Genomic DNA, 26527 nt, shown 5'->3' on the forward strand with positions numbered 1-26527 from the left:
TGTTAGAACCTTGCAAAGGTTTAGAGTAGTAAATTAAAAAACAAAAACCAGTAACCAGTAACTAGCAACCAAGCACTAAATACTACTTTTTAACATTCTATCTTCACCAAATATATCCTTTTTAATTTGTACGTTTTTAAATCCTTTTTGACTAATAAGTTCTGCAGTTTCTTTACCTAAATACTGATTTATTTCAAAATAAAGATTGCCGTTTTTAGTAAGATGATTTTTAGCCAAATCTCCAATCTTATTATAAAATATTAACGGATTATCATCTTCTACAAATAAAGCTAAATGAGGTTCGTTGTCTAAAACATTTTTCTCCATATGCTGTTTCTCAGCTTCTCTAACATATGGTGGGTTGCTAACAATTACATCAAAATTACCTGGTAATTCTTCTGAGTTTAAAATATCAGTTTCAATAAACTTAACTGAGGCATTGTTTAAAATAGCATTTTCTGTAGCAGTTTTTAGTGCTTCTGCAGAAACATCTATAGCGTAAACTTTTGCGTTTGGTAAATTTTTGGCTAAAGAAATAGCAATACAACCGCTACCAGTACCAATATCTAGAATTTTAATTTCGCCGGAATTTTTGTGGTCATCTATTATAGATTGCACTAATTCTGCAGTTTCTGGTCTTGGAATAAGAACGTTGCTGTTAGTTTTGAAAACTAAATCGAAAAACTCAGTTTCCCCTAATATATATTGTATAGGTGTAGATTTACTTAATTTTATTAACGCATTGTTTAAAAAAGTAACATCGTTTTCTAAAATATCAAATTCAGGTTGCAAGGCAACATCAATTCTGGTTAAACCAAGTTTATATTCAATAATTAGATTAAAAAATGATTGTATTTCGGTTTGTGGGTATAATCCTTTTAAATCAGTAAAAAACTGATTTTTAAATTCTTTTATTAGCATTGTAAATCTTTAAGCATCCATAAATTACACGAAAAATGACCTGTGTCACCCATTGGAGCATTTAAACTGTTAAAACCAACTTTACGGTATAGCTTTCTAGCATCTTCCATATAAGGCAACGTTTCTAAGTAACATTTTTCGAAGCCAAAATCTTTGGCTTTCTGTAGGCAAATATCCATCATTTTACTACCTAAACCAATTCCGCGAGCTTCATTTTTAAAATACATTTTTTGAAGTTCGCAAATATTGCCTTCAAAATTGTCTAATTGCTTAATTCCAGCACCGCCATAAATTTCACCGTTTCTTTCAATTACAAAATAAGTTGCAGCGTCACAATTATAAGCTTCAAACAATGTGTCTAAAATTTTGTCGGCATATGCGGTACCTACTTTTGGAACTCCAAATTCTATTAAAACTTCTCGAATAGCTGTCGCAATTTTTGGATTATCTTTTTGCTGAATTTCTCTAATGGTAAAATCTGAAAGAGTCATTTTAAAATATTATTTTTGCGTAGTGAATATACACGAAAAATATATAAAACGTTGCATTGAACTTGCTAAAAATGGTTTAGGTACTACATATCCAAATCCTATGGTTGGTAGTGTAATTGTTGTAGATAACACAATAATTGGAGAAGGCTGGCATAAAAAAGCAGGAGAACCACATGCGGAGGTAAATGCAATAAATTCAGTTAAAGATAAATTGCTTCTGAAGCAGGCAACTATTTATGTGAGTTTAGAGCCTTGTTCTCATTTTGGTAAAACACCACCTTGTGCAAATTTAATTGTTGATAACGGAATTAAAAATGTAGTTATTGGTATTGTAGATTCTAACAGTAAAGTGAGTGGAAGAGGAGTAGCGCATTTGAAAAATAATGGTTGTAATGTTGAAGTTGGAGTTTTAGAAAAGGAGTGTTACGATTTGAATAAACGATTTTTTACATTTCATAATAAAAAGAGACCGTTTATAATATTAAAATGGGCTGAAACTAAAGATGGGTTTATTGATAAAATTAGAGATGAGAATTCTGAAAACACTCCAAATTGGATTTCAAATGAATTTTCTCAGCAGTATGTTCATAAAATGCGAGCTGAAGAGCAGGCAATTTTAGTTGGAACAAATACAGCTTTAAATGACAATCCGAGTTTAACGGTTAGAAGTTGGAGTGGAGAAAACCCAGTTAGAATTGTTTTAGATAGAACGTTAAAAATACCAACAAGTTATAACTTGTTAAATGATGGGATAAAAACTATTGTTTTTTCTGAGATAAAAGACATTGAAAATACTAATGATACTGTAATTTTTGAAAGAATCGATTTTAAAAATAATGTGCCGGAGCAAATTTGTAATGTTTTGTATACACATGAAATTCAATCTGTAATTATCGAAGGAGGTAAGCTAACTTTACAAAGTTTTATTGATGCTAATTTATGGGATGAAGCATATGTTTTTACTGGAAATGTTTTGTTTAATAAAGGTTTAAATGCTCCAGTAATTAAAAAAAGTTCTTCAGAAATAAAAAATATAGAAAACGATTTATTGACAATTTATACGAATAGTTAACTTCTATTTTTCTTAAACATTTCAATTTTAGTTTCTCCATCCGATTTTTTTAAAGCTCTAAACATTCCTGAAGAATTAAAATCCCAATAAACATCACCATATTTATCTATTAGAATCATTCCGCCTTCACCGCCTAAAGGTTCAATTTGGTTGAATATCACATGATGTAAAGCTTCAGGAGGAGTTTGGTTTCCATATTGAATTAAACTTGAAACTTCGTGCGAGGCTACTGTTCTAATAAAATACTCTCCAGTTCCAGTAGCTGAAATGCCACAAGTTGTATTATTAGCATAGGTTCCTGCTCCAATAACAGGTACATCGCCAATTCTTCCATATTTTTTATTGGTCATTCCTCCAGTTGAAGTTCCAGCTGTAATGTTTCCTTCCATGTCAATTGCAACTGCTCCAACTGTTCCATATTTATGATCTTGTAAATCAAATTCTTTATTTAAAGCAGTGTGATCTATTTGGTTTTTCTCTTTTCCTTGAACTCGTTTTAACTGATTAATTCTTTTTTCATCATAAAAGTAAGTGCTGTCAACTAATTCAATTCCATATTTTTCAGCTAAAATAACAGCTCCTTTACCAGAAAGCATAACATGTTTAGAGCTATCCATAACAATTCTTGCTGCCAAAATTGGATTTTTAATGTAATTTACACCTGCAATTGCTCCAGAATTCAGTGTTTTTCCATTCATTATGGCAGCGTCCATTTCTTGATTTCCTTCACTGTTATATACAGAACCTTTCCCTGCATTAAATAATGGAGAGTCTTCCATTATAGTTATAGCTGCTTGGATTGCATCTTGAGAGTTTCCACCCTTTTCAAGAATAGTATAACCTGCATTTAAAGCTTCTTCAAGTTTTTGTTCATATACTTTTTGTCTTTTTTCTGAAATATTATCGCGTGTAATTCCTCCTCCGGCTCCACCATGAATTACGATTGCAAAAGAATTAGGTTCTTTAACTTTTTTAGTTTTTTTTTGAGTGTCACAACTGTAAAATAAGGTTGATATAGCGATAATTAATATTGAAAGTCTCATGGTAGATAGAATTTTAATCAAATATATTCATTTTGTACCACAGTTAACATTCTTATATTTGCAAATATAAATCCTATATTATTTCTATAAAAGACACATATAATACTATTGAAATTGCTAAGGGCGAAGTACTTTTTAAAGAAAAAGGTAGTAAGTTTTTTAGTTTTGTTGTTCCTGTTTTTAGTGAAGAAGAGGTGAAGGCACAGTTGGAGATTATTAAGAAAAAGCATCATTCGGCAAGACATTGGTGTTATGCGTATCAATTAGGAGTTGAAATTAAGCGATACCGTGTAAACGATGATGGAGAACCGGGCAATACTGCAGGTCAACCAATATATGGACAGATTTTAGCGAAAGATATTACCAATATTTTAGTTGTAGTAGTACGTTATTTTGGAGGAACAAAATTAGGTGTTGGAGGTTTAATAAGTGCGTATAGAAATTCAGCAAAAATGGTATTGGATGAAGCAAAAATTGTAGAAAAAACAATTGATGTTCAATTTGAACTAATTTTCGAGTATGCACATATGAATAAAGTGATGCGAATTGTGAAAGAGAATAACCTTCAAATTTCGCATCAAAAAATGGAATTAAATTGTGAGTTTACAATTCCTGTAAGAAAGAAAAATTCAGAAAGAATTAAAAAGCTTTTTACCGATTTAAGATGTCTTAAAATTACGGAAGTTGACTAGAGTGTTTTTCTATTTTTTTTAATAAGTATTCGGGTATTCTAGTAGGTCTATTTGTTTTCATATTTACAAACACTAAAGTTATGTTTGCTTCTGTAACTAAAGTGTCATTTATATAGATCTCGTATTCAAATTCTAATCGAGCTGTTGGCTTTTTAGATAATTTAGTTTTTAAGGTAAGTAAATCGTCATATTTTGCTGGTTTTAAGTAATTTGTATTTAGACTAATTACAGGTAACATAATACCATCCTCTTCCATTTGTTTGTATGATACTCCTCTTTCTCTTAACCATTCTATGCGGCCCATTTCGAAGTATTGAGCGTAATTACCGTGATGTGCGTAACCCATTTGATCGGTTTCGCTATATCTTATTCTAAATTGTATTGTACTTGTTGACATTTTTTTATTTTTAAGCTAGCTTATTTACGTAAAAAAAAATTAATAATCAATAGTTATTTTATTTTTTTATGATAAAAAATATTCACATTTTTGTACCATCAAAAAGGTTGATTAGATAGTGCCCTCTATATCTGTAAAAATTTATTAAAATTCTACGAAAATACTAATGAGTAAAACTGCATCTTCGGTTTGGAATGAATGTTTGTCTTTTATTAAAGATAACATTAAGCAACAAGCATATAAAACATGGTTTGAACCAATAAAACCAGTTAAATTAGCAGGAGAAGCTTTAACTATTCAGGTGCCTAGTAAATTCTTTTACGAGTGGTTAGAAGAGCATTATATTAAGTTATTGAGAGTTGCATTAGTAAAACAGCTAGGTGAAGATGCCAAGTTGGTGTATGATGTTAGAATGGAAAATAACTATAGCAGTAGCAACCCACATACAGTTAAAATTCCAAGCTCAAATAGAAATCCAATAAACCCGCAAGGTGTAACTGTACCTATGGATATTAATAAGCGTGAGCTTAAAAACCCGTTTATTATACCTGGTATTCAAAAGGTTAAAATTGAATCTCAATTAAACCCAAATTACAATTTTGCAAGTTTTGTTGAAGGAGATTCTAATAGGTTAGGTAGATCGGCTGGTATGGCTGTAGCTAATAAGCCAGGAGGAACTTCTTTTAATCCATTATTAATTTATGGTGGAGTTGGATTGGGTAAAACGCATATTGCACACGCAATTGGTGTTGAAATTAAAGATAAATATCCTGATAAAACTGTATTATATATTTCATCAGAAAAATTTACACAACAATACATAGATTCTGTAAAAGGAAATACTAGAAATGATTTTATTCATTTTTATCAAATGATTGATGTGTTAATAATTGATGATGTTCAATTTTTATCTGGAAAAACTGGAACACAAGATGTTTTCTTTCATATTTTTAACCATTTACATCAAAATGGGAAACAGGTAATTTTAACATCAGATAAAGCACCTGTTGATATGCAGGATATTGAACAACGTTTACTTTCTCGTTTTAAATGGGGATTGTCTGCAGAACTTCAAGCTCCAGATTATGAAACTCGTGTATCTATATTAAAAAATAAATTATATCGTGATGGTGTTGAAATGCCAGATGAAATAATTGAATATATAGCAAAACATATCAAATCTAATGTTAGAGAGTTAGAAGGTGTTTTAATTTCTATGATAGCGCAAGCTTCATTCAATAGAAAAGAATTTACACTGTCTTTAACAAAACAAATTGTTGATAAGTTTGTTAAAAATACAAAACGTGAAGTTTCTATAGACTACATTCAAAAAGTAGTATCTAGTTACTTTGAGTTAGATGTTGCAACTTTGCAATCTAAAACACGTAAACGCCATATTGTTCAAGCGCGTCAATTAGCAATGTATTTTGCAAAAAGAATGACAAAAGCTTCATTGGCGAGTATTGGATCTCAAATTGGAAAAAGAGATCACGCTACAGTTCTACATGCTTGTAAAACGGTTGATAATTTAACCGAAACTGATAAGCAATTTAGAAAATATGTAGACGATATTACAAAGAAACTTACTTTCTAAAAATAAATAATGACTAAAATATTAATGGTTTGCTTAGGTAACATTTGCCGCTCACCATTAGCAGAAGGAATACTAAAATCTAAAGTTTTTAATTTTAAAACTAAGGTTGATTCTGCTGGTACGGGAGCTTATCATGTTGGAAATAAGCCAGATGCTAGATCTATAGCCGTAGCAAGAACAAATGGATTGGATATAAGTGATCAAAAAGCAAGAAAATTTGTAGTTTCAGATTTTGATGAGTTTGATATAATCTATGTTATGGATAATTCAAATTATAGAAATATTGTTAAATTAGCTAGAAACGAAGAGGATGTTGCTAAGGTAAAACTAATTTTGAATGAAGTTTTTCCTGGTGAAGATTTAGATGTTCCTGATCCTTATTATGGAGGTGATTTCGGTTTTAAAAATGTATATAATATGTTAGATGAAGCTTGCGAAATAATAGCCAAAAAAATAAACCCAAATGGATAGCGATAAAGGAGTTTTATATTTAATACCAACTACTTTAGGTGATAATGAGCCTTTAGAGGTATTGCCGTATTCAGTAAAAAAGGTTATTGAAGAATTAACTTATTTTATTGTTGAAAATGAAAAAACTGCTCGTAAGTTTATAAAACGAATTACTCCTAAAAAATCTCAACCATCATTGCAGTTGTTTAAATTAGATAAATATGCAGATGAAATGGAGGTTAGAACCTATTTAGATGAATGCTCTAAAGGAGTTTCTATTGGGTTGCTTTCTGAAGCTGGTGTACCTGCTATTGCAGATCCAGGTGCAGAAATTGTAAAAATGGCTCACGAAAAAGGAATTCGTGTTGTGCCGTTGGTTGGGCCTTCATCAATTATTTTAGCAATGATGGCATCAGGCTTTAATGGTCAAAACTTTAGTTTTAATGGTTATTTACCTATTGAAACTTCTGAAAGAAAAAAGGCTATAAAGCAATTAGAGCGTTTGTCTAAGGAGAAAAATCAATCTCAAATATTTATAGAGACGCCTTATAGAAACGAAAAAATGCTAGCAGATTTAAAAAGTACGCTTACTCCAGGAGCTAAGCTGTGTGTTGCTTGTGATATAACGTTGCCAACAGAGTATATAAGAACACTCGAAATTAAAGATTGGAAACATACAAAGGTTGATTTACATAAGCGACCTGTAATATTTATAATTCATAAAGAATAAAAAAAAGCCTTAACAATTGTTAAGGCTTTTTTTTATTCTTTGTTTTTGATTTATACAGTAGGTTTTCTGTTGGCTTCTATAAAAGAAGTATCGTAACCAGAGAATTTTTTAATATAATGCTTAATAGAAGACCCGTAAGCGTCTTTAAATGCGTTAACGCCATTACTACGCAAATATTTTTTTACGTTACCTGCGCCCGCTAAATGAGCTGCAGCTAAAATTCCTGACTCTGTAATTGTAATTCCGTTTATTTTTTTACCTACACTTCTCGAAATATCTTTTCTCAAAATCCATTTATTTAAAGAGCAAAGTGCCATAAAAGCATCCTCTTGTAATTCTGGAGTTTTTAAAAAGTGAGTTGTGTTGTAAATTCTAAAACGTTCTAATGTTGTTTTTCCGAATTGATATTTTCCAAGATATCCATAAGTATTAACAACATGATATTTTCCTTGCGATTCTTTAAACGCCAAAGCTTCTTTAAAACCATTAAACGAAGTTCCTAAAAACGGAATTCTGTAGTCTTGAAGGTAACTTTCTTCTTCTGTAAGTACGGTGCTAATCTCATTAGTTCCGTACATATTAGTTGAGTTTGAATTTGTGCTATTGTTTTTTGTAAAACCAAGAGCAATAAAAACTAAAACAACCAATATTGAAAATTGGGTTATTTTTTTCATAATTTAAAGGCTTTAATTCCTTGTAAATTTCAGCGGGCAAAATTACACCTTATTCCGACATGAACAACTAAAAGTATGAAATATTTTATTGATTAACAATATTTTAGCTTTTTTAAGATTGTTTTAAGAATTATTCAATAAAGAAATCTCTATTGCTAAAAATTAACAAAAAAATACTGGTGCGGTCAATGTTTTTAACTTGTGAGCTACCTGTTAACACCTTGTTTATTTAGCCAATTTTGATACTTGGCGGCGTTTCGGTTGTGTTGCGAAAGGGTTTTCGCAAATTCATGCTGTCCAATATTGGTAATACTGGCACACATGTAGTAATAATTATGATTTGCTGGATTTAGAATCGCATCTATAGATGAGATGTCTGGCATCGCAATTGGTCCCGGTGGAAGACCAGCATTTTTATATGTGTTGTAAGGCGATTCAATTTTTAAATCATTTAGTAAAACACGTTTTATAACCTTATGTTGCCCTTGCTTTTGTTTTAAAGCAAATATAATAGTCGGGTCGGCTTGTAAAGGCCATTTATCTTGTAAGCGGTTTAAATATAAACGTGCAACTTTAGGGCGTTCATTAACAGTTGCGGTCTCTTTTTGAACAATAGAAGCTAGTGTAATAACTTCAAACTTAGATAAATTTAGCTTTTTAGCTTTAGCTAGTCTATTTGAATTCCAAAATCGGTTATATTGAGAAAGCATTTTTTTTCTGAAGGTTGTAGCAGACGTATTCCAATAAAACTCATAGGTGTTCGGAATATACATAGCCAATGCATTTTTAGATTCAAAACCATTTTGCTTTAAAAAAGTAGGATCTTTAATTGCTTTTAATATTGAAATTGAATCAGCTTCAATTTGTTCAGCAATTCTACCAGCTAGTTTTTCAAAAGTATCTTGGTTGTTAAAAGATAGTTTAATAGTAGTTTGTTTACCACTTCTTAATAAATTAACCAAATCGTTATTATTCATTCCATTTGTAATATGAAATTTACCAGCTTTTATAGTATTTGGATAATTCTTTTTGTTAGCAACCCAGTTAAAAGGTTTTACACGTTTTAAAAAAGGGCGAACTAATTCTGATACTTGGTCAAAGTTACTGTCTGTTGGAATATATACATAACCTTCTTTAGTAGTGTTTGATTTGTAAATTTTAGCGTAAAAGTTATAAGCTAAAATTCCAGCTATAATAAGTAGTAAACTTGTAATTAAAAGAATAAGTTTTTTAATATTCATTGGAGTTATTTTATAAGCTGATATAATAATTCATTTTTGAAGGTTGAATTTGAAAAAATCCAATCTTTTTTTTCTCCAACCTTAGCAAAGTTGAATTTTTCGAACAAAGCAATACTCTTTTTGTTTGTTGAAGCTATGTTAGCGTAAATTTGATGTACGTTTAAATAAGTAAAAGCATAATCAATTACCAATTCTAAAGATTTTGAGCCATAGTTTTGTTGTTGATATTCGGGTAAAATTAAAATTCCAATACCAACTCTAAAATGTTGAGGGTTAAAATCAAATAAATCAATAAGACCAACAGGTGTATTATTAGCATTACAAATTACAAAACGATACTGTTTTGTTTCGTAAATATCGAGATGTGCATTCTCAATATAATTTTTTAAAATGTATTTTGAAAATGGTAGTTGCGTACTGCTAACCTCCCAAAAAAGCTCATTGTTTTCTGTCGAAAATAAAAAATCTAAATCCGTTGGTTCTAGCGCTCTTAAGCTAATATTTTTACCTTGTAATATTGCCATTAAACAGTTATTGTACCTTCAAACACAAATGTTGCAGGTCCTTTTAAAAATACGTTGGTATATTTATTATCATCTTCATCGAATGAAACTTCTAAGTTTCCACCTAAAACTTCAACTTTTAAATGGGTACTTGTTGTTTTATTGGTGCTGTTCGCAGCAATAGCAACAGCAGTAACACCTGTTCCGCAAGCTAAAGTTTCATCTTCAACACCTCTTTCAAAAGTTCTAACTTTAAATGAGTTTTCTGAAACTTGTTCCGCAAAATTTACATTAGTACCTTCTTCAAAATATGGGGCACCAAATCTAATTTTAGAACCAACAGTTTTTACATCTATTTCTGAAATATTATTGCTAAATTCTACGTGATGAGGAGAGCCGGTATTTAAAAAGCTATATTTTTTATTTGAATCTACAGTATCAATATCAATCATTTTTAAACTTACAATACCATTTTCAATTGTTGCGTAATGTTCTCCATCTACAGCAATAAAAGTTGTTTTGTTTTTAATAACACCTAATTGATTGGCAAAAGCAACAAGACATCTTCCTCCATTACCACACATACTACCTTCATTACCGTCTGCATTGTAATAAACCATTTTAAAATCGTAATCTGTGGCAGGTTCTAACAGAATTAATCCATCGGCACCTATACCAAACCTTCTATCGCATAGATTGTTAATTAACGCTGTGTTTTCTTTTGGAAATGTTAATGATCTGTTGTCAATCATTACAAAGTCATTTCCAGTTCCTTGATATTTATAAAATTGTAAATCCATTTCTGCAAATGTAATAAAAATTGAAGTTGTTTTTTAAGTTAGAATGCCTTCCAAAGTGAAAATTGTTAAAAAAAGTTAAAACAGAGTTAACGTAGCGTTAAACCAATTTTTTGAATATACTAAAATGGTAAATTTGGGTGTTAGTTAATAAAAAATAATATTAAAAATGAAAAAAATAATAAGCATAGTTTTATTTTCGGCACTTGGAGGTGCAATAGCTTTAGGAGCTTACAAGTTGTTTTTTGAAAAACCACAGGTTGTAGTTGAAAAGGTTGTTGAAGCGAAACCAACAACAATGCAAACTAACTTTGGGAATAGTATGGTTGCAGGTATGGAAAATACCGACTTTACTGTAGCAGCCGAAAAAACATTAAATTCTGTAGTACACGTAAAAAATACTTCAGTAAAAACGTATACAGATCCAATGGCTCAATTTTTTTATGGGCAAGGAAACGGAACTAAACAATATTCGCAAGTAGGTACAGGTAGTGGTGTTGTAATTTCGAAAGATGGTTACATTATTACAAATAACCATGTAATTAAAAACGCTACAGAAATTGAAGTGACTTTAAATAATAAAAAAGTATATAAAGCAGAGTTAATAGGAACAGATTCTACAAACGATATTGCATTGTTAAAAGTGGAAGCAGATGATTTACCGTATGTAACTTTTGGTGATTCTAATTCTATAAAAGTAGGAGAGTGGGTATTGGCAGTTGGAAACCCTTATAATTTAACTTCAACAGTTACCGCAGGTATTGTAAGTGCTAAAGGAAGAGATTTAGATGGTAATAGTAGTATAGATTCTTTTATTCAAACAGATGCAGCAGTAAATCCTGGTAATAGTGGTGGAGCTTTGGTAAATACAAGAGGAGAGTTAATTGGTATTAATACAGCAATATCATCAAAAACAGGTTCTTTTGTTGGGTATTCTTTTGCGGTACCTTCTAATATAGCTCAAAAAGTTATTGAAGATATTATGGAGTTTGGTAGTGTACAAAAAGCTGTTTTAGGTGTAAAAGGTGGAGAGCTAAATGGTAATGTATCTAAAAAGCTAGATGTAGATTTAACTGAAGGTTTTTATATTGCTGAAGTTATTGAAGGTTCTGGAGCAGATAAAGCAGGATTAGAATCTGACGATATTATTATAAAAGTTAATAATGTAAAAATTTCTACATATGCAGATTTAACTGGGTTTTTAGGTTCTAAAAGACCAAATGATGTGGTTGCTGTAACTTATTTAAGAGAAGGAAAGCAATATACAGCAAATGTAACTTTACTTAAAAATGAAGTTAGTAATGTTTCATCTTTAGGGTTAGAACTTAAAAACTTAGATAAGTCTACATTAAAAAAGTTGAAAATAGAAAATGGAGTTAAAATTAGCGATATAACTAATAAAGAATTGTTGTATTATGGTGTTGAAAAGGGTTTTATAATTACAGCAATTAACGGAAAAAAAGTTGTTAATGTAGACGATGTTACTTCAATGATCTCTAATAAGAGTAAAGGTGAGGTGTTAAGAATTGAAATGTTAAATCTCGATGGGGAACTCGAGAGATATATATTTAGATAAATAAAAGTTAATTAATTAAAAGCTCTTTCATTTTTGAAAGGGCTTTTTTTTGATAAAAACACTTGCGAAAACGTTTGAAATAGGTATGTTTGTAAAAAATAAACTACACCTAAAAAAATGTCTTACAACAAAATTTACGAAAAAGAGCTCTCAAGTCAGGCTGATAAGCGGAGGGCAACAGTTGAATTTATTAGATTAATAAGTGATCTGTGGTATGACAATACAATAGAATTAATTCTATTTAGAAACCAATTAATTGATAAAAATGTAAGTGAAATTTTAAACTTAGTAGAGTATGCAAGTGAATTTGTAGAAAAACCAATTTCAATTTTTGATGCAGTAGAAATTGCTCGTGAAATTAAAAGTCAAAAAATTCCACCTTCAAAAATTGATATTGGAAAAATGGTTTATGAATATTATTTAGATGGTAATAATTATAATTTTACCGATTTTGTTCATAATTGTTTAAAAGGAGCCAAAAATAATAATGATATAGAACCTCGAGATGTTGTTTTATATGGTTTTGGTAGAATTGGAAGATTGTTGGCTCGTGAGTTAATGATTAGAACGGGGCAGGGAAATTTAATGCGTTTAAGAGCTATAGTTACTCGAGGAGAAATTACAAAAGAAGTTTTAGAAAAAAGAGCTTCACTTTTAAGAAGTGATTCGGTACATGGAGATTTTCATGGTACAGTTAGTACAGATATCGAGAAAAAGGCTTTATTAATTAATGGTACAACGGTTCATGTTATTTCAGCAAATAAACCAGAGGAAATTGATTATACAAACTATGGAATTTCAAACGCTATTGTAATTGATAATACAGGAGCTTTTAAAGATAAGGAGGCTTTAAGTCGTCATTTAAAATCTAATGGAGTTTCAAAAGTACTGTTAACAGCACCAGGTAAAGGAATTCCAAATATTGTATATGGTGTAAACCATAAAGAATTCGATCCAACTAAGGTCGATATTTTTTCAGCAGCTTCTTGTACAACCAATGCAATTACACCAATTTTAAAAGTTATTGAAGACAGTTTTGGTGTTGTAAACGGACATTTAGAAACAATACATGCATATACAAACGACCAGAATTTAGTAGATAATATGCATAAAAAATATAGAAGAGGAAGAGCAGCAGCTTTAAATATGGTTATTACAGAAACCGGTGCAGGTAAGGCGGTTACAAAAGCATTGCCAACATTCGAAGGTAAATTAACATCGAATGCAATTCGAGTTCCAGTACCAAATGGATCTTTAGCTATTTTAAATCTAAATTTAGAAAATGCAGCAAGCAAAGAAACCATTAATACTGTTATGAAAAAGTATGCTTTAGAAGGAAATTTGGTTGAACAAATAAAATATTCCGTATGTAACGAGTTAGTTTCGTCAGATATTGTTGGTACTTCAGCTCCATCAATTTTTGATAGTAAAGCAACTATTTCAAATTCAAAAGGCTCTAATGTAGTGCTCTATGTTTGGTATGATAATGAATACGGTTATAGCCATCAAGTAATTAGATTGGCAAGATATATTACTCAGGTAAGAAGATTTACCTACTACTAAAAAAAGGAAAGAGTCGGAGGCAAAAGTTTTCGGCTCTTTTTAATTACAATAATCAAATTATCATTATTTTTAGCCAATATTTTACATTTATGGCTACTACTATTGAACAGCAAATTATTGAGTTGCGTACCGAGTTAAGAACACATAATTATAATTATTATGTGCTTGATAATGCAACCATTTCTGATTACGATTTTGACTTGAAATTAAAAGAGTTAGAGAAGTTAGAAATAGAAAATCCTCAGTTTTTTGATGCCAATTCCCCAACGCAAAGAGTAGGTGGTGAGGTTACAAAAAATTTCAATACTGTTACTCATAAAAATAGAATGTACTCGTTAGATAACTCTTATTCTAAAGAAGATTTAGAAGACTGGGAAAAGCGAATTCAAAAAATAGTAGGAGTAGAAAAATTAGAATACACTTGCGAGCTAAAGTATGATGGTGCTTCTATTAATTTAACTTATGAAAATGGTGTTTTACAAAGTGCTGTAACTAGAGGTGACGGATTTCAAGGAGATGAAGTTACTGCAAATATTAAAACCATAAAATCAATACCTTTAGTTTTAAAAAACAAAGAATTAGAGAATTTTGAAATTAGGGGTGAAATTATTTTGCCTTTAGATGGATTTAATAAAATGAACGAAGAACGCATTGAAGCCGGTGAAGATGCGTATAGAAATCCAAGAAACACTGCGAGCGGAAGTTTAAAATTGCAAGATAGTGCCGAAGTAGCAAAACGACCTTTAGATTGTTTATTATATCATATTGTAGAGCCTTCAAATAAATTTAAAACACATTTTAATACATTAGAAAAAGCTAGAGATTTAGGTTTTAAAGTGCCAAAAGCAATTGAACAATGTAAATCTATAGATGAAGTTTTTACTTTTATTAAACATTGGGATGTTGAGCGTCATAATTTACCTTATGAAACAGATGGTATTGTTGTAAAAGTAAATTCTCTGGCATATCAAGATGAATTAGGTTTTACATCAAAGGCTCCACGTTGGGCAATAGCTTATAAGTTTAAGGCAGAACAAGAAGCAACCATTTTAAATGAAATAACCTATCAAGTTGGTAGAACTGGAGCAATAACGCCAGTGGCAAATTTAGAACCTGTGCAATTAGCGGGTACAACTGTAAAAAGAGCCTCGTTGCATAATGCAGATCAGATTGAAAAGTTAGATATAAGAGTTGGAGATACTGTTTATGTTGAAAAAGGAGGTGAAATTATTCCTAAAATTGTTGGTGTAAATTTAGAAGAAAGACCTTCAAATTCTGAACCAACAATTTATTGCACTCATTGCCCGGAATGCGGTACCAAATTAGTTAGAAAAGAAGGTGATGCTAAGCATTATTGTCCAAATGAGTATGGTTGTCCTACACAGATTACGGCAAGAATTCAACATTTTATTAGTAGAAAGGCTATGAATATAGACGGATTAGGAGCAGAGTCTGTAGAGTTACTTTTTAAAGAGGGTTTAATTCAAAATTATGCAGATTTATACGAGTTAAATGTTGATCAAATTGTTCCTTTAGAACGTATGGCAGAAAAATCTGCTAAAAATATGGTTGAAGGAATTGAAAAATCTAAAGAAATTCCATTTGAAAAAGTTTTATTTGCTTTAGGTATTAGATTTGTTGGAGAAACTGTTGCTAAGAAGTTAGCAAAACATTTTAAAAGTATAACTAATTTGATGAATGCGACTGAAGAAGAGTTAATAGCTGTAGATGAAATTGGAGATAGAATTGCTGAGAGTGTTGTTGAGTTTTCTCAAAACCTTATTAATATTCAGTTAGTTGATCGATTAGCTAGTTATGGTGTACAGTTAGAAATTTCTGAAGATGAATTAGCAAATAATTCAACAATTTTAACTGGTAAAATATTTGTTGTTTCTGGTGTGTTTACCATTTTTAATAGAAACGAATTAAAAAAATCTATTGAAGATAATGGAGGTAAAGTAGCAAGTTCTATATCTAAAAAAACAACTTTTGTAATTGCAGGAGATAATATGGGGCCAAGTAAAAGAACTAAAGCAGAAACTTTAGATGTAGAAATAATAACTGAGAGTGATTATTTGAAATTAATTGAGAATTAAGCGCTTTTCAAGGAAAGGAAAAAAAACATATAGCGAAATAGATTTTTGCTTTCGTAGAAGTGACAGTTAAGTCTAAATATTATCAATAATAATTCGGTTTCTTCTAATTTGAATTTTCCCTTCGTTTTCTAATTGTTTTAACAATCTAGAAACTACAACTCTAGATGTGTTAATGTCATCAGCTATTTCTTGATGCGTAATAATTAAGGTGTTACTTTGCATTATTTTAACCTTGTCAGTTAAGTATTTAAGTAGTCTGTCATCTAGTTTCATAAATGCCAAACTATCAATAGATTCTACCATTTCTATTAAACGCATATGGTAACTATCAATAATAAAATGCCTCCAAGTTTCGTATTTAATAAGCCATTCATCTACCTTTTCAACAGGTATAAATACACCTTCAGTATCTTTTTCGGTTAAACCTCTAAACATACTTTTGCTTCTATTAATACAGTTTATAAAAGAAATTGCACAAGTGTCTCCTCTTTCTAAAAAATAAAGAGCAATTTCATCGCCGTTTTTATCTTCTCTAATAATTTTAACAGCTCCACTTAAAATTAAGGGAATATGTGTCATGCTATCACCAATATCTAGTAATAATTGACCACTTTTAATATTTCGAATAAAACTATTATTAACAATATCTTCAATTAGTTCCTCTTCAAATATTTGAGCGTAATAATCGTTTAACTTCTCTCTAATTAAATCTTTTCCTGAATTCATATATAAACTGTTACAACTTACTGTAGATAACAAATTTAAAAAAATAAAAAAACTCCTAAGTAACATTAGGAGTTTTTTATCTAGAATATTTCTATATAAGTTTAAAATCTAACTTGTACTTGTGCTAATAAAGCATCGTGATCTGAATTGTTGTCAACTTCTTTAATTTGGTAGTTAACTTGTAATCTAACTTTTTTATGGAAGAAATAATTTACACCAACAGTAAACATTTCTTGATAACCAGAAATAGGTGATACTTTAAGATCTGTATCCGCATCAAAATATTCATACTTTAAAACAGGTTGTAATTTGTCGGATACCTTGTAGGCTGCCATTACATAGGCTCCTTGTCTTTTATCGCCTAAAATTACAGGTGTTGCTCCGCAGCCACCATCTGCACCTAAATTATAGGCGCCTTCATCATAAATATACTCACCTTGTACGCTTAATTTTTTATAAGAAATTAAGGCATCAAATCCGTAAGAAGTTCTATCATCATCTTCATTAGTTGGGTATCCATATCTAAAACTAGCTCCAACATTTAAAAAATTTAATAGCTGGTAAGTTGCTCTACCTATAACATCTTTCTTTTTGTTGGTATCTTTAGTTCCAAGTCCGGTACCGTTCATTAATGCTAATGAGTATCTAAATTTAGTTTTACTGCTACCTCCTAATAACATTAATCCATAATCACGTTGAGGAGCTACTAATTGATCTGCTACAATGGAACGATCGATAGTGGTTAAAGAATGGCATGCTGTTGCAACGTCTCTACTAAAAGGTTGTTTAAAAGAACCCATAGATATTTTAGCCCATTCGTGTTTATCCCAAGTTATAAATGCATCTAATAAATAAGGATTACCATCCGAAGAAACAAAATCACTAGCCTCTAAACTAGCATAATAAGAGAAAGATCTATTTATTCGTCCTCTTACTCCAAAACGAGCTCTTTTAAAGTGAAATGAACTTGTTGTTTCTGGTTGTAAAAATTCAGAAGAATATTGTCCTTGAATATAACCAAAAAATGTTATGCTGCTAGTTGTAGGAACTCCAGATTTGGTTCCAGTTGGGGCTATATCATCTTCACAACCTTGTGCAAAAGAGAAGTTTACTGCAAGTAATACTACTACGATTAATAAAATTTTTGTTTTCATATTATAATATATTTTGAAAGTGTTTTCAACATAAATAATTGCTATTTTACATTGTTGTTCAACTATTTTTTTTGAAAAGACTTGTGTTTTTTAATTAATTTGAATAACTATTATTTAGTCTGCATAAGGTAATCCGGCAACATATTTACTACCCCAATGGTTAGAAACTCCAGCCCAGAAAGAATTGTCATAATACAATCCATTCATTCCAAAGGTTAAACTATATGCATCATAACCTAATACATTTAGGCAGGCAGTTATAACTGCTGAAGTTTGCCCAGTATAACAGTAGGTAACTATTTTTTTACTTGGATCTAAATGAATCGTGTTTTCTCCAAAAGTTATAGGATTAATTCTATAAGCACCTTTTATATGTCCAAATCCAGTGTAATGCGCGTCAGAAAAGAAGTTATTAATATAGTAACTTTCTGGGCTTGTTAAAACATCAGTATTTACAACAGTTTTAAATCCATCGGCAACAGCTTGCTCAACACGTTGTTTTAATAAAGTGGAGCCGCTTGTAGAAGTTAATGCTATAAAAGGAGTTTCAGTAAAAGTAGGAGTTGTTGGTGCAGCACTTGTTGTCCAATTAGAATCTCCTTGAGCAGGATTCGATCCAATTTTTCCATTCCAAGGTGAAGCTGTTGCATCATTCCAACCACTCATTCCCCATTTTAAAGCTTGTGTATTTGTATAGCCATACATACGCATTAAAGCTGTAGCATAACAAGCAGTTTGTCCAGTATAGCAAATTACCAATGCTGGTTTTCCTGCAGTTTTCGCATTTGCACCTTCTGTTAATATATCTCCAAATGCAATATTTTTAGCGCCTTCAATATGGTTTGCACCAAAAGCATCAGCTTTTCTAATATCAATAATATAATATTTATCTAAAAAAGTATTTAAATCAGCTAGAGCAGGAGCAGGAACAACAAACTTTGCTCCATCTTCATTTGTAATAATTTTATTAATATCCATTCCATTTGCAACAACGTAATCTCTTAGGATAGTAAACCTAGGTGTTTCTTCTACTTCTTCACCTTGATCACACGATGTTAAGAACAATGCAGGGACAAATAACAGTCCAATTAATAATAATGATAGTTTTTTCATGATTTGTTTGTTTATGTTTGTTTTTTGCCTAAAAGGCGAATTTTACTCGACTACAGGAAAATTTTTAATTTCTTTTGTTGAAAATCCATTCCAGTGGTTTTCCAACATTATTTTATTCATGTAGCCATTAGAACCATACGCTAGGTTATAAATGTCGTAACCTAAAATATGTAAGTATGCAACAGCGTAAGCCGCATCTAGACCAGTATTACAGTTTATTAAAACCTTTGAATTAGTTGGTAACGTAGCTAAATTTGTTGTAGTTGCTAAAGATTTATTAGGCTCATATAGTATGGCACCTTTTAAATGACCTGCATTGTATGTGTCTTTACTCATATAATTAATTATATGATAGTCTGAAGAGTTTTCAATAGCAATAGGAGCCTTAACAACAAACTCTTTATAAGGTTTTAGAAATGCAGCTTTAACTCGTTCTTTTAAAATTTCTGTAGCAACTGTTTTTCCTGTGTTTATAGTAGGATATGTTGTTTTTTCTGGTATCGGATTTTCAGTTGTTTCTAAATTATCTAGCAAGTTTTCTTTAGTGTTTTTCACCCAGCTGTTTGCTGCGAAATCTTCGTGCCAAGAACTCATTCCCCATTTTAAACTGTAAACATTATTGTAACCTAATAATCTTAATAAACTTGTGTAGTATGCAGCAGATTGACCAGAATAGCAAACAATGGTAATTTTAGTGTAATCTTCTGGTTTAATTTTAGATTCAAAATAATCTAAAATATCTACAGCTTTTATATTTACAGCTTTTTTAATATGTCCATACTCAAACCAGCTTTCACTTCGTATATCTAGAACTAAATTGGTTTTGTTTTTTAGCTCTTCTTTTAGTTGGGTAGCATCAATTAAAGCAGGTGATAATGTGCTATTAATAAAGTTTCCATTTTCTTCTAAATGTTTCACTAATAATTCAAATTCAGAAGGAGGATTTGTAGTTTCTGATTCATTGTTTTTAAAACTGCTAAATATTGTCAATATGACAAAAAATAGCACAGAATAGACGCTTAATTTTCTCATGTTATTATTTTTTATAGTGTTAAATTGTTTATTTGGTATTATAAAGATAATTACGAAAACGTTTTCGTTTTATGATTTATATCACACTTTTGTAATATAGAATGTGTTTACTGTGACACTTAAGTTACATATATAGATATATGATTTTCAGGTGTTTGTGAGGAGTGTGAACAGCTTTAGTTTAAAGTCTTTAAGAATTCTGGTTGAAGACTAGTTTTAAGGCTGTTTTCTAGATTTTTAGGCATAAAAAAAGAGGCTGAATTCAGCCTCTTTTTATCAATTTAATTAAACTAACAACCGCCTTCAACAGGCATTTTCTTTTTCTTCTTTTTAGGGATAACTACCTTTTTTACAGGAGCTTTTACAACTGGTTTTGGTTTAGGCTTTGCTTTCATTAATTCATTCACCTTTTTTGCTGAAGTCTCAATAAATTTATTGATGTTTTCTCCTTTCTTTTCAATTTCAGCAGGAGTTGTAATCAATTTATCTTGATTAAGTGAATTATTAACAGCTAATATTTTTACATTGTTAAAACCTAATTGTTGTAAAACCATTAACGGAGCAATAGCTTCAGAAGGAGTATTGCCATAAAGTGCTACATTTTTACCTTCTTCTTTAAGTGTTTCAAATACATTTTTATTATCTTCTAATAAAATATCTGAAGCATCTATATTAATGGCATTTTCTATATGTCCTTTTTCAAATTCAAACTTATTTCTAATATCAATTAGAATAGTTTCAGAATTCAATTCACTTTTTTGAATAAAATTATTCAATGCTGTTTGTTCTAATGCTTGTTGCGTATTAACTGTATATAAATGTTTTGGCTTTTTATACGTTAACAAAGCTATGATTACAACTAAAATAGTGATAACAGCTGCTATAGATATTCGTTTTGTTTTTTCTAATTCTTTCATCTGTTTAAACTTTTTAATTAGCAACCACCTTCAACAGGCATTTTCTTTTTCTTCTTTTTAGGAACAACAACTTTTGGAGTTGTAGTAGTTTTTTTAGGTGCAACGTATGCCTTTTTTGAATCAGGTTTTTTAACTTGATCTACGTACATAACACCAAAATACATACTTGCCGCTTTTCTGAAAGAATATAAATTGTATTCTGTTTGTGGCATATTTTCAGAAGGTTTTTTTGGATTAATTATAGTATTAAACCATTCATTTATTCCACCTTTTAAAACGTGGAGATTTTTATAGTCTAATCTGTTACATAAAATCCAAGCTTGATCTGCTTTAAAACTATCGTTTGAAAATAAAATTACATCATATTCAGCTTGATCTAAATAACCTTCAAAATCTTCATTAAGTAATTGATCTAAAGGAATATTTACTGAATTTGGTAATGTATTTTCATTAAAACTAGCTTCATCTCTAACATCAATTAATAAAATTGAAGGATCGTTACTAATAATTCTATCAGCTAGCTCATCAGTAGAAATATAACGTTCAGGGCTTATGGCATTGCTAAGTAAAAGTTCTGGTGCAATACCTTCTTGTTTTTCAAATTTTGGTAATAAAACCAAACCTCCTGCAAGTACTATAATAAGTGCCGACAGAAATAAATAGCGAGGTGTAATTAATTTGTTTGTAGACATAATAATTCGGTTTTATTAATAAAATACTTTTTTAACACGCCTTCTAATAATATCGGTTACAAAGAAAGCGAGTACCGCAACAACAGTTAATCCAAAAATAAACCAGTACGGGTTTGCTCCAAAGTAATCAACTACTGTGATGTTTCCAAGATATGATCCTTCGTATAAAGGTTGAAATATAGAATAAGCTTCAGCAAAAATGAAAACTCCAATCATAATTCCAACGATATAAACAATGGCATCAATTTTTCCTATGGCAACAGCTGTTAGGGCAGTTCCTGGACAAAATCCAGCTGAAATAAATCCAACACCCATAATAGCTCCACCTATAATACCACCCCATAAATATGTTGGTTGAACATAAAGTTCACCTAAATTTACATATCCAAGGTAGTCCATATAATACAATCCAATGGCAGCAGTTACAGCTGCAGTAAAAAAGACTTTAAGTACGGCAAAGTCGTAACCGTAGAATACACCTGCAAGTTTTCTTGATGAAGAAAAACCTGACGATTCTAAAACAAATCCGAAAGCAATACCAATTAAAATGGCAATAATATTATTCCATTCATAAGGTATTATTTCGTTAGGAATTAATGGTCCCATAATATTTTTTTTTAATTAATTAAATCCAGTTTTTTCTAAAGAAATAAGCAGCCAAATAACCAGTTCCAAAAATGGCAATGGTAGAAATAAATCCACCTACAGATAGTACTGACATACCACTTAAAGCAGCTCCACTTGTACAACCTCTACCTAATTGAGCTCCTATTCCAAATAAAATACCTCCACCAAGTGCAAAGTATAATCTTCTTCTTTTTGTAATTTTTGGCGAATGTTGAACTTTCCAGCCAATTCTTCCAGATAGTCCACCAGAAATAAGTCCACCAATTAAAATTCCTAAAACTTCAAAAACTAACCAATTATTTAAAGGTGATTTATCTTCACTAATAAACTTACTGTAATACGCATTGTTTTCAGCGTGTGTTGGTGCAACTACATCAACAGCCGCAACTACAGTGCTTTTCATTGCTCCACTAGCACCTAATCCTCTTCCTGTCATATAGAAAGTGAAAAGTACTATTAATCCTAAAAGGAAGCCACCAAAATATGGGTTCCAATATATATGTCTGTTTTGTTCAGTAACTTTCATACTTAAATTTTTTAATAAAGGTAACGTGTAATTTGACCAGCTTCAACCATTACAAAACGGAAGATGAGTCCTCCTAATAAAATGAGTAAAGCAGGAATAGCAACTGGAATTTTAAAACCTCTTAATTCTAAAAATTCTAAAATGGCAGGAACTATTAAACCTAGAATTACAACAAATCCAAAAAACATCATTGTAAATTCTCCTCCAATTAATAATTGCATAGCTTCTAATTGTACTTCAGAACCAGCATACATTCCCATTAGCATATGTACAATTAAACCTAGTTCTAAAATTACCAAGCCTAAATCTATTTTGCTAAAGAAGTGACGTTCCTTAGCGGTATTTGCTAATAATATAATTGTTGCAGCACCAGTAGATAAACCAGAAGTTAAAAATAGAGGTCCTAAAATGGCATTATTCCATAATGGTCTTGCATTAAAAGCCGAAAGTAAAATACCTGTATAAACTCCTAAAACAATTGATAATGGTAATAAAGCATATGCCATTAACATTCTATTTTTTTGAAGGAATTTTTCAAAAGTGTTTAAAAATTCAAACTTCATTTTAAATTTTGGAAACAATTCTGTGTAATAACTTAGTACCCATAAAAATGATAATGGAGTGATTATTAATAATACCCAAGCTCCCCAACTCATAGGAGATTCAATTCTTACAGTTGTGTATAATCTCCAAAAATAAATTTTATGAGTTAAATCGTAAAATAAAGCTATTAACCCTAAAGTTAGAGCCAATGGAGATACTATTGATGCAAATTTTACTGCTGCAGGATATTCTTTATCCTTTTTTAAAACAGTAATTAATGCTGCAAAAAACAGTAAACCTGCTGCCAATCCTCCTAAAAATAAGTACACCGAAATTGGCCAGTGCCATACTTCTAATGAGGGATCTATGTTCGGAATATTTCTTCCGCTTACAAATAATTCTTCTTGCATAATTCAAAGATTAAATTAGATAATAAACTTTAGGTTTTGTTCCAGCTTCTGGAGCTAAAGTTTTCCATTTTCTGTTTTTCAACAATTTAGAAACTTCACTATTTGGGTTGTCTAAATCTCCAAAATACATACATTTTGTAGGGCAGACTGATACACAAGCAGGAAGTTGTCCTTTTTCTAATCTGTGGTGACAGAACGTACATTTATCAACATAACCTTCAGGATGTTGAAAACGTGCATCGTACGGGCAAGATTCTATACAAGCTCCACAACCAATACATTCATCACCTGTAACTAATACAATTCCATTGTCTAATTGATGACTCGCGCCTGTTGGACAACAACGTACACAAGGTGCATTTTCACAATGATTGCATCGTTCAGATTTTAGTTCTAATTCAATATTTGGATATGCACCGCTTACAGTTTCAGTAATCCAATCTCTACAGTACCCAATTGGTACATTGTTCTCTGTTTGACAAGCAACTACGCAGTCGCTACATCCAACACACTTTAGTGTGTCTATAACCATTGCATATCTCATATCTCTACAGTTTTATGTGGGTTTTCAGTTAAAATCTCAACAAAGTTTCCTCTCATACCTGTTCCACCCATAATTGGGTCAACCATAGTTTTAGAAATCATTTGTGTGTCATTAATTCCTTTTCCAAAGGCACGAGTTAATTTTTTGTTGTCGTGACCAAATCCGTGAACCATATAAACAGAATCCCAACGAACTCTTTCTGTAACTCTAACTTTTATTCCGAAAGTTGATGTGATTTTATCTTGATTACGCAACCAAACTTCTTGCCCGGTTTTTAAACCAAGAATACGAGCAACTTTTGGGTTTACCCATAAATTGTTTTCACTTTTTAAATCATTTAAATTTGGGTTGTTTGCTGTACGGCTAAACGTATGCATAGGAGCACGTCCATAATTTAATCTGTAGAATCCTTGAGGTGCTTCAGGGTGTTTTGTGTATTTTGGTAAAGGATCGAAGCCTAAGTTTTTCAATTCTTTAGAATACAATTCAACTTTACCACTTTCAGTAGCAAATTCGTGATCTTTTCCTTCTTCAATATATAATGAGCCAGATTTTCTAGGGAAGTGTTTTACTCCAATTTTGTTCATTTCTTCTAACGAAGTTCCTAGCTGTTTTAATTGCCATTCAATTACTTCTTTATAATCATTATAATTGAAATATTCACCTAAACCTAAACGCTCACCAATTTGTTTGGCAACCCACCAACCAGGTTTAGAATCGTATTTAGGTTTTACTGCAGGAACTCGAACCGCAATAGAAGGTTCTCTATTTGTTGCTGAACGAATACCATCGTAACGTTCTAAATAGGTACATTCAGGTAAAACAACATCGGCATAACCAGTAACATCCATTGGCATTGTATCCAAAACTACCATAAACTCTAATTCGTCCATAGCTTTTTCAAGCAATGCTTTTTCAGGAATAGATTTGGTAATATTTGTTCCAGCAACCATCATTGCTTTTACAGGATATTTATTGTCTTTACTAGGAATTGCAGCTCTAATTATTTCAGTTGTAATTCCCATTTGCGCCATAGGGTATTTTTCTCCAATATCTCTCCAATCCCATTTTGGGTGTGGATATTTAGGTGAAGGATATTTAGGTACTTTAATACTTTCTTTAAAATAGAAGCCACCTCTACGTCCCCAAGAACCTAATAAACCATTTAAAATAGCCATAGCTCTTGCACGTTGTGTATCATCTCCATACCAAGAAACGTGACGACCAGGATGTACAATTACAGCTGGCGCTGCGTGTGCCATTTCACGTGCCGTTTCTCTAATTACTTCTGGTTTAATTGTAGTAATTCCATACGCCCATTCTGGAGTAAAGTTTAAAACGTGATCTTTTAACTCTTTAAATCCAGTAGTGTATTTTTCTACATATTCTTTATCGTAAATGCCTTCTTCAATAATTACATTCATCCAAGCCAACATTAATGCAATATCTGTAGCAGGTTTAATCGGTAACCAATGTTTAGATTTACTTGCTGCTGTTGAAAAACGAGGATCAACTGTAATAATAGTTGCTCCGTTATCAATAGCATCAGACATTTCCTGAACTTGTGAATTGTGCATGTTTTCACCAATATGTGAACCGATAAGTACTAAACATTTAGTATCTCTAATATCAGTTGGTTCTGGTGATCCTACCCAAGATCCGTAAGTTAAAGCAAAACCAGCTTCACGTGCTCCTCTACATTGTGCATAAGCAGGCTCTGCAATAGTGTCTGATCCATATGCTTTAAACAAATGTTCCAAGTGTTTACCTGGAGAACCGTGTTTTAATAATGCCAAAGATTCAGCACCGTATTTTTCTTTAATGTTTTTGAATTTTGAAGCAATTAAGTCTAAAGCTTCGTCCCAACTAGCCTCTTTGAAAGTTTCTTCGCCGTTAACGTTTGTTCTAATTAACGGAGTTTTCAAACGGTCTTCATCGGAATACATACCAACACCACCAGTTCCACGAGGACATAGTCTTCCGTAACAATGTGGGTCAGTTTCATTTCCTATTATTTTTTGGATATTTCCATCTTCATCACTATAAGTCCAAGCAGCACATTTCCAAAAGCACACTTCGCAATAGGTTGGAGTTCTTTTCAGTTTTTTAGTTACATTCTGTTTTACTAGTTCATTTAAATAAGAACTTGAACCGAACATGCTAAAAGCCGATGTTGCAGTTGCAACACCTCCTAAACCCAAGGCAGAAATTTTAATAAACTTTCTTCTTGAAGTTGTCATATGTTAAATTGTTTTAGTCTTTGTAAAGATATTTATAGCTCGAATTTTAGAGTATGATAAAAGTCATAGAAAAGTATTAGCTATGGTAACAATAGTTACAGTAAATAATTAATAATCAAATAATTGTAAGTAACAAGTGTTACGTAAGTAGCTAGATGATGTG

27 protein-coding genes are annotated in these 26527 nt (G+C 31.1%); 8 read left to right on the plus strand and 19 right to left on the minus strand.

The features are described 5' to 3' along the window. Window positions 1-75: 75 nt before the first annotated feature. Together prmC and BLU40_RS11940 are read right to left on the minus strand one after the other, a co-directional pair. A complete protein-coding gene (gene prmC, locus BLU40_RS11935) occupies window positions 76-921 on the minus strand; it encodes a peptide chain release factor N(5)-glutamine methyltransferase (RefSeq protein ID WP_090123766.1) in 846 nt (281 codons plus the stop codon). Beyond that, entirely contained in the window at window positions 915-1412 is a 498-nt protein-coding gene (locus tag BLU40_RS11940; protein WP_090123767.1) for a GNAT family N-acetyltransferase, read from the minus strand. The genes prmC and BLU40_RS11940 overlap by 7 nt, the downstream gene beginning before the upstream one ends. Before the next feature lie 22 nt (window positions 1413-1434). On the opposite strand from BLU40_RS11940, the gene ribD reads away from it, so the two are divergent. Then, entirely contained in the window at window positions 1435-2484 is a 1050-nt protein-coding gene (gene ribD / locus BLU40_RS11945; protein ID WP_090123966.1) for a bifunctional diaminohydroxyphosphoribosylaminopyrimidine deaminase/5-amino-6-(5-phosphoribosylamino)uracil reductase RibD, read from the plus strand. On the opposite strand, the gene BLU40_RS11950 is transcribed toward ribD, so the two are convergent. Next, entirely contained in the window at window positions 2481-3527 is a 1047-nt protein-coding gene (locus BLU40_RS11950; RefSeq protein WP_090123769.1) for an isoaspartyl peptidase/L-asparaginase family protein, read from the minus strand. The genes ribD and BLU40_RS11950 overlap by 4 nt on opposite strands. Before the next feature lie 113 nt (window positions 3528-3640). On the opposite strand from BLU40_RS11950, the gene BLU40_RS11955 reads away from it, so the two are divergent. Continuing rightward, a complete protein-coding gene (locus tag BLU40_RS11955) occupies window positions 3641-4219 on the plus strand; it encodes an IMPACT family protein (protein ID WP_317040139.1) in 579 nt (192 codons plus the stop codon). Here BLU40_RS11955 and BLU40_RS11960 read toward each other — a convergent pair. After that, window positions 4203-4616: an acyl-CoA thioesterase gene (locus BLU40_RS11960; RefSeq protein ID WP_090123774.1), complete on the minus strand. Its 414-nt coding sequence runs from the start codon at window positions 4614-4616 to the stop codon at window positions 4203-4205. The two genes, BLU40_RS11955 and BLU40_RS11960, sit on opposite strands and share 17 nt — an antisense overlap. Before the next feature lie 166 nt (window positions 4617-4782). On the opposite strand from BLU40_RS11960, the gene dnaA reads away from it, so the two are divergent. The 3 genes from dnaA to BLU40_RS11975 are packed head-to-tail and all read left to right on the plus strand — an operon-like array spanning window position 4783 to window position 7390. Then, entirely contained in the window at window positions 4783-6210 is a 1428-nt protein-coding gene (dnaA, locus tag BLU40_RS11965) for a chromosomal replication initiator protein DnaA (RefSeq protein WP_090123776.1), read from the plus strand. 9 nt (window positions 6211-6219) lie between these two features. Next, window positions 6220-6681: a low molecular weight protein-tyrosine-phosphatase gene (locus BLU40_RS11970; RefSeq protein WP_090123778.1), complete on the plus strand. Its 462-nt coding sequence runs from the start codon at window positions 6220-6222 to the stop codon at window positions 6679-6681. Next, entirely contained in the window at window positions 6674-7390 is a 717-nt protein-coding gene (locus BLU40_RS11975; protein WP_090123780.1) for an SAM-dependent methyltransferase, read from the plus strand. Before BLU40_RS11970 ends, BLU40_RS11975 begins: the two co-directional genes overlap by 8 nt. 50 nt (window positions 7391-7440) lie before the next feature. Here BLU40_RS11975 and BLU40_RS11980 read toward each other — a convergent pair whose 3' ends face one another. The 4 genes from BLU40_RS11980 to dapF all read right to left on the minus strand — a co-directional run bounded on the left by BLU40_RS11980 (window position 7441) and on the right by dapF (window position 10608). Continuing rightward, window positions 7441-8067 (minus strand): peptidoglycan-binding protein LysM, encoded by a 627-nt coding sequence (locus BLU40_RS11980; RefSeq protein WP_090123782.1) that lies wholly within the window; start codon window positions 8065-8067, stop codon window positions 7441-7443. A 203-nt stretch (window positions 8068-8270) separates the two neighbouring features. After that, the gene (gene mltG / locus BLU40_RS11985) at window positions 8271-9305 is read right to left on the minus strand and encodes an endolytic transglycosylase MltG (protein ID WP_090123784.1); all 1035 of its coding nucleotides are present in this window, start codon (window positions 9303-9305) and stop codon (window positions 8271-8273) included. Window positions 9306-9310: 5 nt separating this feature from the next. Further along, the gene (locus BLU40_RS11990; RefSeq protein WP_090123786.1) at window positions 9311-9829 is read right to left on the minus strand and encodes a GNAT family N-acetyltransferase; all 519 of its coding nucleotides are present in this window, start codon (window positions 9827-9829) and stop codon (window positions 9311-9313) included. After that, entirely contained in the window at window positions 9829-10608 is a 780-nt protein-coding gene (dapF, locus tag BLU40_RS11995; RefSeq protein WP_090123789.1) for a diaminopimelate epimerase, read from the minus strand. Before dapF ends, BLU40_RS11990 begins: the two co-directional genes overlap by 1 nt. A 166-nt stretch (window positions 10609-10774) precedes the next feature. Between dapF and BLU40_RS12000 the strand changes: the two genes are divergently transcribed. The 3 genes from BLU40_RS12000 (at window position 10775) to ligA (ending at window position 15840) form a co-directional block, all read left to right on the plus strand. After that, window positions 10775-12181, plus strand: coding sequence for a trypsin-like peptidase domain-containing protein (locus BLU40_RS12000; protein ID WP_090123792.1), 1407 nt, complete (start codon window positions 10775-10777; stop codon window positions 12179-12181). A gap of 117 nt (window positions 12182-12298) precedes the next feature. Continuing rightward, entirely contained in the window at window positions 12299-13744 is a 1446-nt protein-coding gene (locus tag BLU40_RS12005) for a glyceraldehyde-3-phosphate dehydrogenase (RefSeq protein ID WP_090123794.1), read from the plus strand. 89 nt (window positions 13745-13833) lie between these two features. Further along, window positions 13834-15840, plus strand: coding sequence for an NAD-dependent DNA ligase LigA (gene ligA / locus BLU40_RS12010; protein ID WP_090123796.1), 2007 nt, complete (start codon window positions 13834-13836; stop codon window positions 15838-15840). A 72-nt stretch (window positions 15841-15912) separates the two neighbouring features. On the opposite strand, the gene BLU40_RS12015 is transcribed toward ligA, so the two are convergent. From BLU40_RS12015 to BLU40_RS12065, 11 genes are all read right to left on the minus strand, one after another. Then, complete coding sequence (locus BLU40_RS12015; protein WP_090123798.1) at window positions 15913-16566, minus strand: Crp/Fnr family transcriptional regulator; 654 nt, start codon at window positions 16564-16566, stop codon at window positions 15913-15915. Between the two features lie 101 nt (window positions 16567-16667). After that, window positions 16668-17720, minus strand: a complete 1053-nt coding sequence (locus BLU40_RS12020; RefSeq protein ID WP_090123801.1) for a porin — start codon at window positions 17718-17720, stop codon at window positions 16668-16670. 114 nt (window positions 17721-17834) lie between these two features. Further along, complete coding sequence (locus BLU40_RS12025) at window positions 17835-18833, minus strand: rhodanese-like domain-containing protein (protein ID WP_090123804.1); 999 nt, start codon at window positions 18831-18833, stop codon at window positions 17835-17837. Window positions 18834-18875: 42 nt separating this feature from the next. After that, window positions 18876-19865, minus strand: a complete 990-nt coding sequence (locus BLU40_RS12030) for a rhodanese-like domain-containing protein (RefSeq protein WP_090123806.1) — start codon at window positions 19863-19865, stop codon at window positions 18876-18878. Window positions 19866-20155: 290 nt separating this feature from the next. Beyond that, on the minus strand, window positions 20156-20782 hold the full coding sequence (locus BLU40_RS12035) for a rhodanese-like domain-containing protein (protein WP_090123808.1): 627 nt from the start codon (window positions 20780-20782) through the stop codon (window positions 20156-20158). Between the two features lie 17 nt (window positions 20783-20799). Continuing rightward, a complete protein-coding gene (locus BLU40_RS12040; protein WP_090123810.1) occupies window positions 20800-21474 on the minus strand; it encodes a rhodanese-like domain-containing protein in 675 nt (224 codons plus the stop codon). Between the two features lie 15 nt (window positions 21475-21489). Then, complete coding sequence (locus tag BLU40_RS12045) at window positions 21490-22080, minus strand: YeeE/YedE thiosulfate transporter family protein (protein ID WP_090123812.1); 591 nt, start codon at window positions 22078-22080, stop codon at window positions 21490-21492. Between the two features lie 19 nt (window positions 22081-22099). Next, entirely contained in the window at window positions 22100-22627 is a 528-nt protein-coding gene (locus BLU40_RS12050) for a YeeE/YedE family protein (RefSeq protein ID WP_090123814.1), read from the minus strand. Between the two features lie 11 nt (window positions 22628-22638). After that, window positions 22639-23580 (minus strand): NrfD/PsrC family molybdoenzyme membrane anchor subunit, encoded by a 942-nt coding sequence (gene nrfD, locus BLU40_RS12055; RefSeq protein ID WP_090123816.1) that lies wholly within the window; start codon window positions 23578-23580, stop codon window positions 22639-22641. Between the two features lie 10 nt (window positions 23581-23590). Next, complete coding sequence (locus tag BLU40_RS12060; RefSeq protein WP_090123818.1) at window positions 23591-24124, minus strand: 4Fe-4S dicluster domain-containing protein; 534 nt, start codon at window positions 24122-24124, stop codon at window positions 23591-23593. Beyond that, a complete protein-coding gene (locus BLU40_RS12065) occupies window positions 24121-26364 on the minus strand; it encodes a molybdopterin-containing oxidoreductase family protein (protein ID WP_090123820.1) in 2244 nt (747 codons plus the stop codon). The genes BLU40_RS12060 and BLU40_RS12065 overlap by 4 nt, the downstream gene beginning before the upstream one ends. Between the last annotated feature and the right edge of the window lie 163 nt (window positions 26365-26527).

The sequence above is a fragment of the Lutibacter oricola genome (assembly GCF_900106565.1).
In the GTDB taxonomy this organism is placed as follows: domain Bacteria; phylum Bacteroidota; class Bacteroidia; order Flavobacteriales; family Flavobacteriaceae; genus Lutibacter; species Lutibacter oricola.